This is a genomic window from Hahella ganghwensis DSM 17046 (assembly GCF_000376785.1).
GTDB classification, from domain to species: domain Bacteria; phylum Pseudomonadota; class Gammaproteobacteria; order Pseudomonadales; family Oleiphilaceae; genus Hahella; species Hahella ganghwensis.
In genome coordinates this window covers 15,707-32,356 of record NZ_AQXX01000097.1, presented here as the reverse complement: position 1 = coordinate 32,356, position 16,650 = coordinate 15,707, and the positions used below count along the sequence as shown (strand labels likewise).

At 49.1% G+C, this 16,650-nt stretch carries 12 protein-coding genes; 11 read left to right on the top strand and 1 reads right to left on the bottom strand.

The features are described from left to right. Positions 1-492: 492 nt before the first annotated feature. Positions 493-1,875, top strand: coding sequence for a hypothetical protein (locus tag F566_RS0108820; RefSeq protein WP_033416007.1), 1,383 nt, complete (start codon positions 493-495; stop codon positions 1,873-1,875). A 6-nt stretch (positions 1,876-1,881) separates the two neighbouring features. Beyond that, entirely contained in the window at positions 1,882-2,826 is a 945-nt protein-coding gene (locus F566_RS32365; protein ID WP_020406626.1) for a 1-aminocyclopropane-1-carboxylate deaminase/D-cysteine desulfhydrase, read from the top strand. On the opposite strand, the gene F566_RS0108810 is transcribed toward F566_RS32365, so the two are convergent. Continuing rightward, positions 2,769-3,764, bottom strand: a complete 996-nt coding sequence (locus F566_RS0108810) for a DUF1853 family protein (protein WP_020406625.1) — start codon at positions 3,762-3,764, stop codon at positions 2,769-2,771. The genes F566_RS32365 and F566_RS0108810 overlap by 58 nt on opposite strands. Positions 3,765-3,906: 142 nt before the next feature. On the opposite strand from F566_RS0108810, the gene F566_RS0108805 reads away from it, so the two are divergent. The 9 genes from F566_RS0108805 to F566_RS0108765 all read left to right on the top strand — a co-directional run bounded on the left by F566_RS0108805 (position 3,907) and on the right by F566_RS0108765 (position 16,646). Continuing rightward, positions 3,907-4,797 carry an NAD(+) kinase gene (locus tag F566_RS0108805; RefSeq protein ID WP_020406624.1) on the top strand — a complete coding sequence of 297 codons (891 nt, stop codon included), beginning with the start codon at positions 3,907-3,909 and terminating at the stop codon, positions 4,795-4,797. Between the two features lie 3 nt (positions 4,798-4,800). Next, the gene (locus F566_RS0108800) at positions 4,801-5,811 is read left to right on the top strand and encodes a metallophosphoesterase (protein WP_020406623.1); all 1,011 of its coding nucleotides are present in this window, start codon (positions 4,801-4,803) and stop codon (positions 5,809-5,811) included. A gap of 14 nt (positions 5,812-5,825) precedes the next feature. Continuing rightward, the gene (locus F566_RS0108795; protein ID WP_020406622.1) at positions 5,826-6,686 is read left to right on the top strand and encodes a rhomboid family intramembrane serine protease; all 861 of its coding nucleotides are present in this window, start codon (positions 5,826-5,828) and stop codon (positions 6,684-6,686) included. Positions 6,687-7,120: 434 nt separating this feature from the next. Continuing rightward, positions 7,121-7,402, top strand: a complete 282-nt coding sequence (locus F566_RS0108790) for a YeaC family protein (RefSeq protein WP_020406621.1) — start codon at positions 7,121-7,123, stop codon at positions 7,400-7,402. Between the two features lie 191 nt (positions 7,403-7,593). Next, positions 7,594-8,439 (top strand): DUF2797 domain-containing protein, encoded by an 846-nt coding sequence (locus tag F566_RS0108785; RefSeq protein ID WP_020406620.1) that lies wholly within the window; start codon positions 7,594-7,596, stop codon positions 8,437-8,439. Between the two features lie 73 nt (positions 8,440-8,512). Continuing rightward, complete coding sequence (gene pepN / locus F566_RS0108780; protein WP_020406619.1) at positions 8,513-11,134, top strand: aminopeptidase N; 2,622 nt, start codon at positions 8,513-8,515, stop codon at positions 11,132-11,134. A 301-nt stretch (positions 11,135-11,435) separates the two neighbouring features. Next, positions 11,436-12,818 carry a DUF1329 domain-containing protein gene (locus tag F566_RS0108775; protein WP_020406618.1) on the top strand — a complete coding sequence of 461 codons (1,383 nt, stop codon included), beginning with the start codon at positions 11,436-11,438 and terminating at the stop codon, positions 12,816-12,818. A 244-nt stretch (positions 12,819-13,062) separates the two neighbouring features. Continuing rightward, positions 13,063-14,202, top strand: coding sequence for a WD40/YVTN/BNR-like repeat-containing protein (locus tag F566_RS0108770; protein WP_020406617.1), 1,140 nt, complete (start codon positions 13,063-13,065; stop codon positions 14,200-14,202). A 53-nt stretch (positions 14,203-14,255) separates the two neighbouring features. After that, positions 14,256-16,646, top strand: a complete 2,391-nt coding sequence (locus tag F566_RS0108765; protein WP_020406616.1) for an efflux RND transporter permease subunit — start codon at positions 14,256-14,258, stop codon at positions 16,644-16,646. Positions 16,647-16,650 lie beyond the last annotated feature (4 nt).

The following is a 16,650-nucleotide window of genomic DNA, read 5'->3' as shown; positions in this document are numbered from 1 at the left end:
GCCGAAGGTTGCCCCTTTCTTTTGGTGCTTATTCCTGTCTATTTAAGCCTTCCCGTTTTTGGTTCATCTCTATATACCCTTAATCTGTCGACACTCTCATACTGTTTGATTTCTTACCCTCAATAAATCTTCCGGCTTCAGTCTGAAAGACTGTGGATGCCAAGGTGTTGTTGACGGTGTGTGATGTCTTTTCATTTGCTGGTTAAGGGGTGTAGGCCAGAGGTGTTAATCTGTTCTGTTGTTGTCTTTAGATAATTTTCTTTCCCTGAGCATTACCTACGCTAAACTTTCTCTAAGTGTGCACTTTTGTAGGTGTCGCGTAGCTAACTGTATTTTTGGGGTAAATTACCCAAAAGCCGGACTGACAATGCGTCATTATCATGCTAGCTTTTACAGTCTCTTCGAAATAGGCAGGAGTCAGACGAAGGGAGTTTCATCTTTGTTCAGGTAATGTCTGCTGGTTGTAATTTGCAGACAATTCAGGAAATCGAAATGGCAAGGCCGATTAAAGACGATTACGAAGCCGTTCTCTTTCTGGAAGATCAATATGTCTCCAGACAAATGCGATACAGTGAGTTTGAGGCCATTCTGGATAATGTTGTCCCGTTGAGCGATCTGGTGGACACCGAAGTGAATGCCGTTTACATACAGATGAATCAACAACTGGCACCGCGGGCGTTAGTGTTTTTTAAGCTGTACTTTGATGAAGACGGTTTGGCGGACCCTGAGTGGAATGTGCCGTTGAAACGGCTGGCGTCAATCTCCGGATCGGGGCCGGACCTCGGAGGTGGACCCATTCGCCTTGCTTGTCGAAGTCAGTGCGCTATTTCCTGGCACCAAAGAGATCTGTGGGATCCGGATATGCGACCTGGAGGCAATGATTTCCAGGTGATCAAAAAGGCGCTGATAGAAAATCGTTTAAGTTTTGAAGTTGTACAAATGCAAGAAGAGGAAGTGCCAACGTTGCGGGAGGTTTCAGAAAAACCTTCCAGTAAGCGGAAGAATAAGCGTGAAGTCGATGAGGATATTCCTGTTCTGGTGCCTGAAGCTGTTCAGAAAAAACCAGATGCTGAAAGTGAAGCGCTTAAGGATCTTGAGAAGAAGCATCGTTTGAAACTGGCCAGAATACTGAAGGAGCAACGCCTACGTATCAAGACGCTGTCCAGTCAGCACGAAGCGGAAATTGAAGAGCGGGCTCGGATAAGTCGGATTGAAACCCAGGCTTATAAAAACAAGCAGCAGGAATTGGAGCAGAGCCTTAAGCAGACGCGGGTTTTGTACGAACAGACCAAAACCAAGCTGCAGAAAAGAAGTGATCAATTTTTAAATCTTCAGGACGATTTGACCAAACATCGGAAGAAGCTGGCATTGCTGGAAAAAGAACTGTCGGCTGCACTCCCTGGTGAAGAGGCTGAGAGATTAAAGCAACGGATGGAAGGGGAGTTGTCGATTCTCAAAGAGCAGCTGGACAGGCGTGAAGCAGAAATCTATTTTCGGAATGAGCGTGAAGAACAGCTACGGGCTGAAATTCAGAAGCTGAAAGAGGAATTGGATAACAGCGGTGACAGTCAGGTTTTGAGTCAGTTGTCTGAGTTGGACGTCGTATTTGTGGTCTATCACCCGGGGGCAGGACATTTGACCTTACCGGTGCAGGATATCAAGCGTTATATGGATAATCCCATTGCCTATGTGGCTGAGCGTTGTTCTGTTTCTGAGAAAGTGTATAAAGAATGGCTGGATCATTATGAGAAGCCTGCCTGTGATTTTCGGGTTCCCGGTCATGGTTTGTGTGGAAAGTCGATTAACAGAATTGCAGCCCCAAGTGATTATGTCCCCGGCGAAAGTAATCGTTGTGAAGAACATCAGGTAGGCTGATATCCGTTGATTGACCCACCTCTTATTATTCAGTCCGTCGATCTCAGTGCTATGCGGAAATACGGTCTGGAACTGTATATTGTCAGAGGGGATCTGACTCACCCGGACATATCCGGCAACAAGTGGTATAAGCTCAAGTACAATCTCAAGTACGCCATGGAGAAAGGCTATAAAGCTATCTTGAGTTTTGGTGGGGCCTATTCCAATCACCTCCATGCGCTGGCGGCTGCTGGCCATCAGTACCAGCTAAAAACCATCGGGGTGGTCCGGGGTCACTGGCGTACTGAGTATACGGCTACCCTGCAGGATGCCGTGAATTGGGGAATGCAGTTGGTGCCGGTGACTCACGAGGATTATCGACGACGTTATGATCAATCTTGGGTTGAAGAACAGCTGGCAAACTGGTTACAGGTGTCAGGTTTGGCTCAGGAAGGTGTGACTGGCAAAGAGGTGCTGGTGGTGCCTGAAGGAGGTAGCAACCGTGACGGTGTTCGTGGTGTCAGAGATTGGGCAGGAGAGATCTATTCCCGGTTTGATAGGCCTGTTACGATCGTTCTGCCGGTAGGAAGTGGCGGTACTATCGCTGGCTTTGCTGCTGAGAATTCTCGGCATCAAGTAGTAGGGATTTCAGTGGTAAAAGCCGCTGAGTCTCAACGGCAGACGGTTGAAGCTCTGTTGGCGGAGGGGCAGGGAGATGGGTCAAGCTGGGAAATTGTTTCGGGGTTTGAAGGTGCTGGTTACGGCAAGTGGGACCAGCAGCTTGTAACCAGTCTAAATGAAGTGAATCGGCAGGTGGGGATACCTCTTGAGCCTGTATACAGTGGCAAGGCTTTTCATGCCATGATGACATTGGCTGGCTCCGGCCATTTTAATACAGCGCAAGTGGTGTTTGTTCATACCGGAGGATTGCAGGGAGGTCGGAGTGAGCCTGCTCTGGAGTGGCTTGCATAGGCCGTTAATGGCGTCTTCTGCAGTGATTCAATAGCTTTGCCTTCCCATTGGTCGCTGACGATAAAGTATCGTTGTTTTTCCTCTAAAATATTTTTCCCGGACTCTTTCATGGCGGCGATCAAAATCGGTCGACCATCAGCCTCGTGAACCTGAGTCTGCAGTTCTTCAAAACTCAAAACATCTCTGTTGTCGCAGTGGGCTCTGCTTAACCATTTCAACTTGGGTAGTGCGACCCATTGATCACTGGTTGTTCTGATTTTGTTAAGATCGCATACAGGAAGCCATTCACCAAAGGCGGCTTTCGGGTGTGCGTGCGGTGGATAGGTCAGAGATTGGTTGAGAGGCTGGAATAGATAGCCCTTCATCAGGATCTGCTTGCTGGGCGGCGTAAGAATGCCCAAGTGTGCTAGAGCTTCAATACTCTCCGGGTGATCGGAAAGATGAATTTGTTGTTCAAGTAGCTTGTGGAGTTTCAGGTCGAGCCGGTCAATGGAATTGGGCCCGAACCAGGCAGAGGAGGCTTTCATGCTGCCAATTGAGCCTTCCGTAGCCTCGGCTGTGGCTGAGGTGCCAGTAGGCTTGGGAAGCCTGACTCCCAGGTAATACTTAACCGCAACTTCCTGGTGGATAACTTGGGTTCCGGCTTGTTCTCTGAGCAGGAAATCAAACTCTCCAAGCGTTTGCCGATTCTTCATCACCTGTAATCCGTGGGCGATCAGGTCGTGGGATTGGCTGTGTTCAATCAGAAATTTCCAAAGTGTTTCAAAGTAGGGGCCCAGAAAGCGGCTCTTCTGCTTCACTGCTTCCTGCAATTTCTCGCTGGGTATGGAGGGGGGCGGCAGCACCGGCGTGTCAGCATTGTATTGAGGGATTTCTATCAGTGAAGAACTGTTGATGACCCATTCGAGGTCTGCCTGTAGCTGTCTTGTGTCATCCAAAATACTGTCTTACCTGAGAAAAATTAATGAAGGATGACAGGATATTGGGAAGAACCTGTACGTGCAATCCTCTACAATGCGTCTGAAGTTGGTTACCATAAAGTGACAAATCACGTTTCTCTTGAATAGCCTAAGGGTATCTATGGAACAATTCAGAAACATTGGTCTGATCGGGCGGATGGGCAGTTCACAGGTTGTGGACACGCTAAAGCGGTTAAAGGCCTTCCTGTTCAGTGAAGGATATTCCGTCATTATTGAGGAATCCACCGCGGCAGTGATGCCGGGCCATGGCGCTCAGGTTTCCAGCAGGAAAATGCTGGGAGAGATATGTGATCTGGCAATTGTTGTCGGGGGAGATGGCAGTCTGCTGGGGGCTGCTCGTGCTCTGGCTGGTTCCAATGTGCCTGTTTTAGGGGTTAATCGCGGGCGTTTGGGCTTTCTGACCGACATCCTGCCGTCTGAGATCGAAGATCAGGTGGGAGAAGTGCTGAAAGGCAAGTATATTGAAGAATCCCGCTTTCTTCTGGATGCATACGTAAAGCGTGATGGCGAACCCATCGGTTATGGGTGCGGTTTGAATGACATCGTTTTGCATCCGGGGAAGTCCACCAGAATGATTGGTTTTGATCTGTATATTGAGGGACAGTTTGTCAACAGTCAGCGCTCAGACGGTTTGATTGTGACCACGCCCACAGGATCGACGGCCTACGCATTGTCTGCAGGTGGACCTATCATGCATCCAAGGCTGGATGCCGTTGCATTGGTGCCCATGTTTCCTCATACACTGAGTAGCCGACCGATAGTCGTCGACGGTAATAGCGAGATCAAGGTGATTATTGGTGACTATAACGAAACCTATCCCCATGTCAGTTGCGATGGTCAAACCCATATTACCTGTGCCCCCGGTGATACGGTCACCATTGGGAAGAAGCCTCAGAAACTGCGACTGATACATCCTATGAATCATAATTTCTATCAGATCTGCCGCGATAAGCTGGGGTGGTCAAGTAGTAAAAATGACGGAGTGTACTGACGGATGAGTGAAGTAGATACCGGATCAGAAGCAGGCCGTTTCAGTGGTTATGACTTTATCGGCGATGTGCACGGCTGTGCCAAAACGCTGGTAAAACTACTTGAAAAAATGGATTACCAGAAGATAAACGGCGTATTTCAGCATAAAGACCGCCAGGCGGTTTTTGTGGGCGATATTGTTGATCGTGGTCCTCGAATCAGAGAGGCGCTGCACGTTGTCCGGGATATGGTTGAGCATGGTGCTGCCCGGATTGTCATGGGAAACCACGAATATAATGCGCTGGGCTATTGTACATTGGCGCGACCGGGCAGTAATAAAACTTATCTGCGGGAGCATACCCCCCGGCATGAGCGCGTGATCAGGGAAACCCTGGAGCAGTTTGCGAATTATGGGCATGAGTGGAATCACTTTCTGGAATGGTTTATGACCCTTCCGATTCTGATTGATACACCAGAATTTCGCGTGGTGCACGCATGCTGGGATCATAAGCTGGTCGAGGATTTTTTGGAGATTCATCCGGATGCGGTCATTGATGAAGATTTTCTCCACGCTTCCACCGTCCGAGAAAGCTTTGCCGGCCATGTCATGGATCGTTTGCTCAGAGGCACAGACATGCCGCTTCCCAAAGGGTTGGCAATGAAAAGCGGGGATGGATATACCCGCACGTTCTTCCGTACCAAATTCTGGGCGGAAGATCCGCAAACCTACGACGACGTGGTGTTTCAGCCGGATGGTCTGCCCGAGGAGGTTCAGCACAGGCCTCTCTCTGACACTGAGCGATCCCGGCTGGTGTTTTATGGGCCGGATGAAGCGCCCTTATTTGTCGGACATTATTGGCTATCAGGAACTCCCCGACCGGTAAGAAAGAATATTGCCTGCCTGGATTACAGTGCAGTGAAGTACGGCAAATTGGTGGCCTATCGCATGAGTGGCGAGCGGGCTTTGAAGAAAGAGAATTTTGTCTGGGTGGATGTCTCAAGGGATATTCCGCCAGGGGCAGGGCTGAGTTATTAAGGCCGGTTAAACGAATGGAAAAAGTCCTCGAACTGGGGGTCGATGTGAATATCGAGCCCCTCTATCGTTATTTGCAATCACAACGAATTCCCATAAAGGTCTCGGAAGAATCCGGCAAACAAATTATCTGGGTAAATGATGCCAGCCTGCGGCCTATGGTACTGGAGGCGGCAAAAAGGTATCTGCAAGACACGCAACTGCAGGGGCAAGTGCAGGATTGGTTTCAGGGTCGTCAGGTGGCGACACCGTCACTATTGGCAAGGCTTGCCGGTTATCCGACTATCGTCTGTCTGCTGATCAGTTTACTCATTACAGCCGTCTGGACAGGGTTTGGCGAATTTGACTCGCATCGCTATTTTCTCTTCCTGGACAGGTATGCCTTTCCTTTTCCTCTAATGGCCTCCCCGATGGAGGGGATCCGTTTTCTGTTTCAGGAAGGGGACTACTGGCGTCTTATCGCTCCTGCCTGGTTACATTGGGGCGTGATGCACTGGCTGTTTAACTCCCTGGGGGTGTGGGTTTTTGGGCGTAGCCTGGAACGCTATATGGGGGTGTTTGGTTTACTGACTCTGGTCTTTGTCACCGCATTGATTTCCAATGTCAGTCAGTTTTTTGCCAGCGGGCCGGGGTTTGCCGGCTTTTCCGGTGTGGTATATGCCATGATCGGGGTCCATGCGGCAGGAATGATACTCGCGCCCAAAAAGGGAATATGGGTCCACCAGAGTTTAGTTGTGCTAAGTGTTCTATGGATGTTTGCCGGAATCTTTGGCGTGTTTGATCTGTTCGGTCTTCATTTGGCCAATATGGCGCATTTTATGGGGTTTGTTTGTGGGGTAGTGGCAGCGGGTCTGATGCTGATATTTAAAAAGCGTTGATGATTGTCGAGCTGGGCTCGCTCTGATATTTCCTTGGTGAATTCTGAAAATCAGATTGAGATAAAAGAAGCTGAAAAAAACGAGGGGGGAAAGCTGCAAGAACGACCGTTGTGATGGCGGTGATCCTAACAACGCAGCTTTCGTCTCTCCCTCTAAATATGCTGTGAATACTCTGATGAGAGTTTGTGTGGGATCAAACACACAATGCAAATGATAATGATTTGCAATTGTAAGTCAACACTTTTTTTGTGCTAACTGGTTTTTTATGTTGAATGGCCACAATCTACATGCGAGGTGAATTGGCCAGACGGGTAAAATGACTAATAGGGCTATTTGTATTGCAGGGTTATTTGTATAGCGGGATAAAAGAGAGCTGGGGCTTTGTGGTATAGTTCCGCTCCAGTTTCCGGTTAATGTTTCCTGCAGGAGAAACCATGTCCTTTGTTGAAGTCGCGAAGAATCTTACACCTGAAGTTTATGAGTCGCTGAAGCGTTCCCTGGAACTGGGGCGCTGGCCGGATGGACGCTCACTGACGACAGAGCAAAAACAGATTTGCATGGATGCTGTTATTGCCTATGAAGCGGCCAATAATGTACCGGAAGAGCAGCGGGTAGGGTATATCGCCCGCGACAAACCCACTCCTTGTGCAGAGAAAGCAGGTAATCAGCCCGCATCTGGTGTCTGGACGCCTGGCGGGAACGACACCCGTCACTGATCGCCACATAGGCAAAATTTATTCAATTGAATGGCACTATCTGTGGGGCACAGGTCCTGAATGGCTGCCATCCTGAGCGATTGCCAAGCCGTGAGCAGGCTTAGGGAGTCGCCGACATATAATCAAAAGAACGACACAGCGACGGGGTACTCATGTATACCTGTCAGTCGCTGAATATATGAGGTGATACTTTGACAGATACAGTGCAAGGCTGCCTGGAAAAAATGGGCAGCCGCCTGAACTCTGAGCCAGGAATGCCGGTGGATTACCAGATGATCATCGGTGACGAGCGTATTGACCTGAACCCGAGTCTTGGAAAGACGGTCGAACTCAAATTCAGTGGTAATATCTTCTGCAGTCATTGTGGGCGTAAAACCAAAAAGAGCTTTAGTCAGGGATTCTGCTTCCCATGTTTCAAGAAACTGGCACGATGCGATTCCTGCATCATGAGTCCGGAAAAATGTCACTATTTTGAGGGTACTTGTCGTGAGCCGGAATGGGGTGAAGCTCATTGTATGGTTCCACATGTTGTCTATCTGGCAAACTCGTCAGGATTGAAAGTGGGGATTACCCGGAAAACCCAGATACCCACTCGTTGGATTGATCAGGGGGCAGCACAGGCACTGCCGATTCTGGAAGTGCATAACCGACGCATGTCCGGCCTGGTGGAAGACCTTCTCCGATCAGAACTCAATGATCGTACTCACTGGCAAGCGATGCTCAAAGGCGCCCCTGAGCCACTGGATTTGTTGGCTGAGCGTGATAGATTATTCGCGACCTTTGATCAGGGAGTTTCACAGTTGATTCAGACGGAGCAGGGTGCAGAAGTGACAAAACTTTTAGACGCAGAAAGCCTGGAGATCGCTTATCCTGTCCTCGAATATCCTGTCAAAGTAAAAAGTATTAATCCGGAAAAGATCCCGGAAGTCAGTGGTACGCTTCTGGGGATTAAGGGACAGTACCTGATTCTGGATACGGGATGTATCAATATTCGTAAATTCACTGCATTCGAAGTGGAATTTAAAGCGGCATCGTGAACCGGTATGATCCCGGGCAATGGTCGGGTACTGGTTTAAGACATAAAACCAAGATGAATCAGAAGATCACAGCATGAAAGAAAGCCAGCCAAGAACTATTTATCTGAAAGATTATCGTCGACCTGATTTCCTGATTGATGAAACCCATCTGAGGTTTCAGCTGTTTGAGGATGGCGCCCGGGTGACTTCCCATCTGCACATCCGCCAGAATCCTGATGCGGTGGATTTTCGTAACGTACTGCGGCTGGATGGCGTGGACCTGGAACTTCAGCATCTGGTACTTGATGGTCGTGAGTTGCAGCCCAATGAGTATGTTCTGGACGAAGATGGGCTGACTCTGGAAAGACTGCCCAAGGCATTTGTGCTGAATGTGGTGACCTGGATCAAGCCTCAGGAAAATACCTGTCTTGAGGGGCTGTATCGATCCAGTTCTATGTTCTGCACTCAATGTGAAGCGGAAGGTTTTCGCCGGATCACCTACTATCTGGATCGTCCGGATGTGATGTCCAGGTTTACGACAACCATTGAAGCGGAAAAAGACCGTTATCCTGTTCTGCTATCCAATGGGAACCCGATCGAAAGCGGTGAGTCAGATAATCGTCATTGGGTAACCTGGGAAGATCCGTTCAGAAAGCCATGTTATCTGTTTGCTCTGGTCGCTGGGAATCTTGAGTTTGTTGAATCCCATTACGACACCATGTCCGGGCGTCGCGTTCAGTTACGCATATATGTGGAGCCTCATGACCTGGAAAAATGCGATCATGCGATGGATTCGCTGAAGCGTTCCATGAAGTGGGATGAGGAAGTTTACGGCCGGGAATATGACCTTGATATCTTCAATATCGTGGCCGTGAGTGATTTCAACATGGGGGCGATGGAAAACAAGGGACTGAATATATTCAATTCCTCCTGTGTCCTGGCCAATCCAAAAACGGCGACGGATGCGACTTTCCAGAGAGTAGAAGCTATTGTTGCTCATGAATACTTCCACAACTGGTCAGGGAATCGGGTGACCTGCCGTGACTGGTTTCAACTGAGTCTCAAGGAAGGATTTACTGTTTTCCGGGATTCAGAGTTTTCGGCTGACATGCATTCCCGTGCGGTGAAGCGGATTGAAGATGTGAATCTGCTGCGAACTGCGCAATTTGCCGAAGATGGCGGGCCCATGGCGCACTCGGTACGTCCGGATTCCTACATGGAAATCTCCAACTTCTATACCCTGACCGTTTATGAAAAGGGCGCTGAAGTTGTTCGTATGCTGCATACCTTGCTTGGGGCTGAAAAGTTTCGCGAAGGGAGTGATCTGTATTTTGAGCGCCATGATGGTCAGGCGGTGACAACTGATGATTTCGTCGCCTGCATGGAGGAGGTCAGTCAACGGGATCTGACTCAGTTCCGTCGCTGGTATAGCCAGTCGGGAACACCCAGAATTGTTGTGACGGACGAATACGATGAGGCCAGCCAGGTTTATCGGCTTCATGTTTCTCAATCCTGTCCACCTACGCCGGGGCAGGAGGTGAAAGAACCGTATCATATACCCATGAAACTCGGACTGGTGGGTAGTGATGGTCAGGATCTTGCCATTCCCTTTGCCAATGATGTGATTGAGCTTACTCAGTCTGAACAGACGTTTGAGTTTTCTGATGTGTCTTCCCGGCCGGTTCCTTCACTTTTCCGGCACTTCTCTGCGCCGGTAAAGATTGATTACGGTTACACCCGTGAACAGCTGACCTTCCTGATGTCCCATGACAGTGATGGTTTCAACCGCTGGGATGCTGGGCAACGGCTGGCAACCAGTGTGTTGCAGGACATGATGGAGGCCTCTCTGGCAGGTGAAGCTCTTCAGGTCGATCAGGCCTATCTGGAGGCATTCAGATCAGTGCTGGAGGATAAAGGCGACGATTATGCCATGCTGGCCAAAATGATGGCGGTTCCCAGTCTTTCTTTCCTGGCAGAGCAGAGTGATGTCATCCATGTGGATGCCTTAATCGACGCTAGAGAAACTTTGCAGAAAAGGCTTGTGGCTGAATTTGAATCGTTGATCGTGGAGCGCTATCAGGTGCTGGATTCGTCGATGAAAGGGACGGGGACAGATAGTCTGACCATGGGGATGCGGTCATATAAAAATGCCTTACTAATGCTGCTGGCGGCAGGTGGAAGTGAGTCCGTGGGCGATCTGGCCCATAGGCAATTCCGGGCCGCTGAGAATATGACTGACGAACTTTCGGCGTTAAATGCTCTGGTGACAGCGGCGAGCGAACAGGCGGCACAGGCGCTGGAGGCTTTCTATCAGCGCTGGCACAAGGATGCGCTGGTCATGGAAAGCTGGTTCAGCGTGCAGGCGGCGAGTGACGCCTATGGATCTCTGGAAAATGTAAAAGCACTGACAGAGCATGATCTGTTCTCAGAAAAGAATCCAAACAAAGTGCGCTCAGTGGTTGGGGTCTTTGCAGGCCAGAACTGGAAGCAGTTTCATCAGGCGGATGCCAGTGGCTATGAATTTCTGGCGGACTGGATACTGAAGCTGAATAAACTGAACCCTCAGATTGCCGCACGTCTCGTAACGCCTCTCACGCGCTGGAAGCGTTATGAGCCCGCTCGTTCAGAAGCCATGAAGAGTAGTCTGGCCAGAATTGCCCGTGCGCCCGATTTGTCAAAAGATGTTTATGAAGTCGTAAGTAAGAGTCTTAAATAGGCTCTTTCTTGCGTCGATTTGTTAATAAATATCAATATTTGGTTACTAAATGAATAGCGATTCTGATAGACAATCACGGTCACATGGTTAAGCTATTCAATATCAACAATTTGCGAGCCTGTCTGCGAGCAATTTGCAAACAGCTCTGTGGTTAGGCCCGGAGCTGTTATAAGTCCAATAATAATAACGATTCAACGAATAATAACAAAAGCATCACTATGGGTACTTGTTCTGGGAGCTCGGGTTCGAGTCTCTGAGTCTGAATGCCCTTTAAAGACCTACGAGCAGGATACACATGTCTATGAACCATAAAAAAATAATACTTGGTGGTCTGTTGGCATTTGCCTTTTCCTCCACCAGTGTGCACGCTGAAGTATCCGCCGCAGAAGCGGCAAGACTAGCGAAAGATCTGACTCCGTTTGGAGCTATCAGGGATGGTAATGGAAAGGATATTCCCAAATGGGATGGTGGGATAACCGAGCCACCGGCAGAATACCAGCGGGCTGGTCAGCACCACCCGGATCCATATAAGGCCGACAAGCCGATTGCGACAATTACCGCGCAGAATATGGACAACTATAGTGCCTATATGACCGAGGGTCTGAAAGCGCTTTTCCGTACTTACCCTACCACTTTTAAAATCCCCATTTATGAAACCCGACGTTCACACTCGGCGCCTGAATGGGTTTATAAGAACACTGCTGAGAATGCTAGCCGGGCGAAGTTGAGCAAAGACGGTAATGGTATCTCAGGTGCCTATGGGGGCATACCGTTTCCTATTCTTCACGGAGCCAATGACCGGCAAGCGCTGCAGGCCATTTGGAATCATCTGACTCGCTGGCGGGGTATTTTTGTGACTCGTCGTGCTGCCGAGGCGGCGATTCAGCGCAATGGGGAATACAGCCTGGTCAACTCTCAGCAGGAAGTGTTCTGGAATATGTATAATCCGGAAATTGACCACAAAGGTCTGAAAAATACATTGTTCTATTACCTGTCTTTCACCATTTCACCCGCACGTCTTGCTGGTGGGGCGGTACTGGTGCATGAAACTCTTGATCAGGTGGAGGAGCCCAGACAGGCGTGGGGCTATAACGCTGGGCAGCGTCGGGTCAGGCGTGCTCCCAATCTGGCATACGACTCACCCATTGCCGGTGCTGACAATTTGCGAACTGCAGATGATACCGATATGTTCAACGGTGCCCCCGACCGTTATAACTGGAAGTATGTCGGACTTAAGGAAATGTATATTCCTTACAACAGTTTTGAGTCTGCACAGGCTGGTCTGAAGTATTCTGATTTGCTGGGAATTTCCCACGTTAATCCAACCTATACTCGTTTTGAAAAGCATCGGGTTCATGTTGTTGAGGCGACCTTGAAGGAAGGCGCGCGGCACATTTATTCCAAGCGGGTCTTTTATATTGACGAAGATAGCTGGAATATCGCCCTGATTGACCAATATGACGGTCGGGGAGATCTGTGGCGTGTGAGCATGGCTCTGCTGAAGAACTATTATGAGCTGCCAGGGACATGGACGGCGCTGGATGTATTCTATGATCTGCAGGCCAGGCGTTATCATGTTCAAGGACTTGATACTGAGGAGCGCTCCACTCTGGTGTTTACCAACGAAGTGCCCGACCGCCGGTATTTTAGTCCGCAGTCGCTTCGACGCCGCGGCAAACGCTAGTTAAATCAAGTCATCTCCGTATTGATGTGACGTAAAAATAACAAGCTTATCTCTTCAGGTAAGCTTGTTATTGCATGGGCTTTTACTATCTTTTTTAGTGAGCGATCAAAAGCTTGTCGGAGATTATTTGGCATGATTCACCAGCGGTCGGCTCAACATTCCGACTGTTTCTAATACCTATAATAGCGCGACATTGATAAAAAACGCACTTATAACAACTACGCTAACACGAAGGCTGAATGGAATGAGGTACAAAACACCATTACGAAATTTCCTCGCTGTATGTGCACTTGGTCTTTCCATCGGATATGCATGGGCTGAAGATCCAGATGTGCTTGAGACTCCGGCCATGGAAACCGAACTCGCGACAGAGAACCTGTTATTGGATGTTGCTTCGGCAGGTAGCCGGTTGGTTGCAGTGGGGCAGCGTGGTCATATTATTTATTCGGATAATGAAGGCCAAAACTGGACTCAGGCGACCGTACCGGTATCGACACTGATTACGGCGATACATTTTGCCGATGAAAAGACCGGTTGGGCGGTTGGTCACGGCGCTGTCGTTCTGCATACGAAAGACGGTGGCGAAACCTGGGTGAAGCAGTTTGATGGAACGGTTGCCAATGAGATGGTAATCGCACAGGCGCAAAACAAAGTAACCCGACTCGAAGAGGAACTGGATGCTGCTGATGAGGCAGATCTTTCCGACCTTGAGTTTCAGCTTGAGGAAGCCCAGTTTGCGCTGGAAGATGCCGAGTTTGACGCAGATATCGGGCCCAGCAAGCCACTGCTTGATGTCTGGTTCAAGGATAATCAGGTGGGCTTTGTGGTTGGGGCATATGGATTTTTCTTTAAAACAGAAGATGGCGGAGAGACCTGGTCTAACTGGGGTGCACGTTTGGATAACTTTGAGCGATTTCATCTGAATGCCATCAATCAGGTTGCAGGTGGGGCGTTGTTCATTGCGGGAGAGGCTGGGATCGTTCATCGTTCGACAGATCTGGGAGATACCTGGGAAATGCTGGAGAGTCCCTATGACGGCTCTCTTTTTGGTGTTAGCGGTAATGGGAATGTGAACGAGGTTCTTCTCTACGGCTTGCGAGGACATCTTTTCTATTCACAGGATGTTGGTGAGTCATGGGAGCAGGTGAGCTCTGATGCAGACCAGACTCTGATGGCTATTGCTGTCGGGGATAAAGGCAGGCTCGCGGTTGTCGGGAATTCTGGTGTGATGATGCTCAGCAGCAATTATGGCGAAACCTTCCGGACGCATACGCGAGATGATCGTCTGGCGTTGCTGGGAGCCAAGTTTCTCTCTTCAGACAAATTGCTCCTGGTAGGCGAGGGTGGTGTCAGCATCGTAAGCGGAATCAGCGATCTGAACTAAGAGAATATTCGATATCAAGCCAATAAAAAATTTATATGACAGGGGAAACCTGAATGTCGAAAAAGTTACATGATCAGGGTGATCATTATATCCTGACGCCCAAGGCGGAGCCTCTTCTGGAACGGTTGGTCTTTAATAACCGTTTTTTTATTCTTATTGCCTTTCTTTGTATAACTGTCTATCTGGCTTACAGCGCATCCCAAATCAAACCGGATGCCAGTTTTGAACGTCTGATTCCTCTTGAGCATCCGTTTATCCAGAATATGCTGGAGAACCGTGATGATCTTCAGAATCTTGGTAACTTCGTCAAGATTGCCGTAGAGGCAAAAGAGGGGACCATATTTGAAGAGCGCTATATGGAAACCCTGAAGCAGATCACGGATGAGGTCTTTTACCTCGGTGGTGTGGACAGGTCGGGGGTGAAATCTCTATGGACGCCGAATGTCCGCTGGGTGGAAGTGACCGAGGAGGGCTTCCAGGGCGGTACGGTAATTCCTGACGGTTACAGTGGTGACAAGCGAAGCCTTGATGATCTGCGTCAGAATATTCTGAGATCCGGGGAAGTTGGGAGCCTGGTGGCGGATAATTTCAAGTCCACGATTATTTACGCACCTCTGCTGGAGGTTGATCCTGACACAGGAGAGTCTCTGGATTACGAGGCTTTTTCAATAGAGCTTGAAGCCAAGATTCGTGATAAGTATCAGGCACAGAATCCCAACATTAATATTCGCGTGATCGGCTTCGCCAAGAAAATTGGTGACCTGATTGAGGGTATTGGTGCCATTGCTAAATTTGCTGGTATTACAGTTGGGCTGACACTCATTCTGTTGTTCGGCTATTCCCGTTGTTGGTCGGGCACGCTAACACCGATATTCGCTTCCATTGTGGCGGTTATCTGGCAGTTGGGTATTTTGCGTCTGCTGGGGTATGGTCTGGACCCGTATTCCGTTCTGGTCCCATTCCTTGTCTTTGCTATCGGTATCAGTCATGGCGTACAGATTGTGAATGCTATGACAATCGAGTCGGCGCGTGGGTTCGATGCCATGACCTCGGCTCGACTTGCATTTCGCGGGCTGTATATCCCGGGTATGCTGGCACTGGTCAGTGACGCCATGGGCTTTCTGACATTGCTGTTCATCAAGATCGATGTCATCAAGGATCTGGCGGTTGCCGCCAGTATTGGTGTGGCGGTGATTATTATCACCAATCTTGTGCTGCACCCGATTATTCTCTCCTATGTTGGTATTACCAAGCGTGGAGTTCGTTATATCCAGAAAAGCGATGAAAACACGGATCGTAAATGGCATTGGATGTCTTACTTTGCCCATCCGTCTGTGGCACCTATTTCTATCCTTATAGCTGCTGTAGGGACGGGGCTCGGGATCTATTACAAGCAGGACCTGAAAATAGGAGACCTCGACAGAGGAGCGCCAGAACTGAGGCCGGATAGTCGTTACAATCTGGATAATGATTATATCATTTCCAACTACAGTACCAGCTCTGATGTATTGGTGGTTATTGTTAAAACCGGTACCGAAGGCTGCTCCAGTTATCCGGTCATGAAAGCGATGGACCGTCTGCAGTGGAAGCTGGAAAATACGTCCGGTGTCGAGTCAACGGCTTCTCTGGTGACGGTGTCAAAAATCGTGACCAAAGCGCTGAATGAAGGGAATTTTAAGTGGTATGAATTATCCCGAAATCAGCAAATTATCAACTCATCCATTCAGAGAGCGCCCTCGGGTCTGATCAACTCTGACTGTAGTCTCACGCCTTTGTTTGCGTTCCTCGAAGACCATAAGGCTGAAACTCTGCAGCGGGTTGTGGGCGTGGTGGAAGAATTTGCCAACGAGAACAATAACGAAGACATGCAGTTCCTGCTTGGGGCGGGGAATGCCGGGGTTGATGCTGCGACCAATCAGGTGATTTCCAAAGCCAAGGACCTGATGCTGTTTTTTGTGTATGCCGTTGTCAGTATTCTGTGTTTCCTGACATTCCGTTCGCTTAGAGCGGTTGCCTGTATTGTTATTCCGTTGGGGCTGACATCAATCCTGTGTGAGGCGCTGATGGCGCAAATGGGGATTGGTATCAAAGTGGAGACGCTGCCGGTGATCGCATTGGGAGTTGGTATCGGCGTAGATTACGGTATCTACATATATACCAAATTCGAGCATTATCTACTTGAAGGGAAGACGCTACAGTCTGCATACTTTGAAACTCTGCGTTCTACCGGTAAAGCTGTCATGTTCACCGGTGTGACGTTGGCAATTGGTGTTTGTACCTGGATATTTTCTCCCATCAAGTTCCAGGCAAACATGGGGCTTTTGCTGTTCTTCATGTTCCTGTGGAATATGATTGGGGCGCTTTGGTTGTTGCCGGCGCTGGCCCGCTTCCTGCTGAAGCCTGAAAAAATGGTAGCCAAGGCCAGGGCAGCCGAGGCTGTTTAATATA

Bases quoted from the DNA above. Each gene is read 5' to 3' on its own strand.
- F566_RS0108820 (WP_033416007.1), top strand. From the start codon at position 493: ATGGCAAGGCCGATTAAAGACGATTACGAAGCCGTTCTCTTTCTGGAA.
- F566_RS0108805 (WP_020406624.1), top strand. From the start codon at position 3,907: ATGGAACAATTCAGAAACATTGGTCTGATCGGGCGGATGGGCAGTTCA.
- F566_RS0108800 (WP_020406623.1), top strand. From the start codon at position 4,801: ATGAGTGAAGTAGATACCGGATCAGAAGCAGGCCGTTTCAGTGGTTAT.
- F566_RS0108795 (WP_020406622.1), top strand. From the start codon at position 5,826: ATGGAAAAAGTCCTCGAACTGGGGGTCGATGTGAATATCGAGCCCCTC.
- F566_RS0108790 (WP_020406621.1), top strand. From the start codon at position 7,121: ATGTCCTTTGTTGAAGTCGCGAAGAATCTTACACCTGAAGTTTATGAG.
- pepN (WP_020406619.1), top strand. From the start codon at position 8,513: ATGAAAGAAAGCCAGCCAAGAACTATTTATCTGAAAGATTATCGTCGA.
- F566_RS0108775 (WP_020406618.1), top strand. From the start codon at position 11,436: ATGAACCATAAAAAAATAATACTTGGTGGTCTGTTGGCATTTGCCTTT.
- F566_RS0108770 (WP_020406617.1), top strand. From the start codon at position 13,063: ATGAGGTACAAAACACCATTACGAAATTTCCTCGCTGTATGTGCACTT.
- F566_RS0108765 (WP_020406616.1), top strand. From the start codon at position 14,256: ATGTCGAAAAAGTTACATGATCAGGGTGATCATTATATCCTGACGCCC.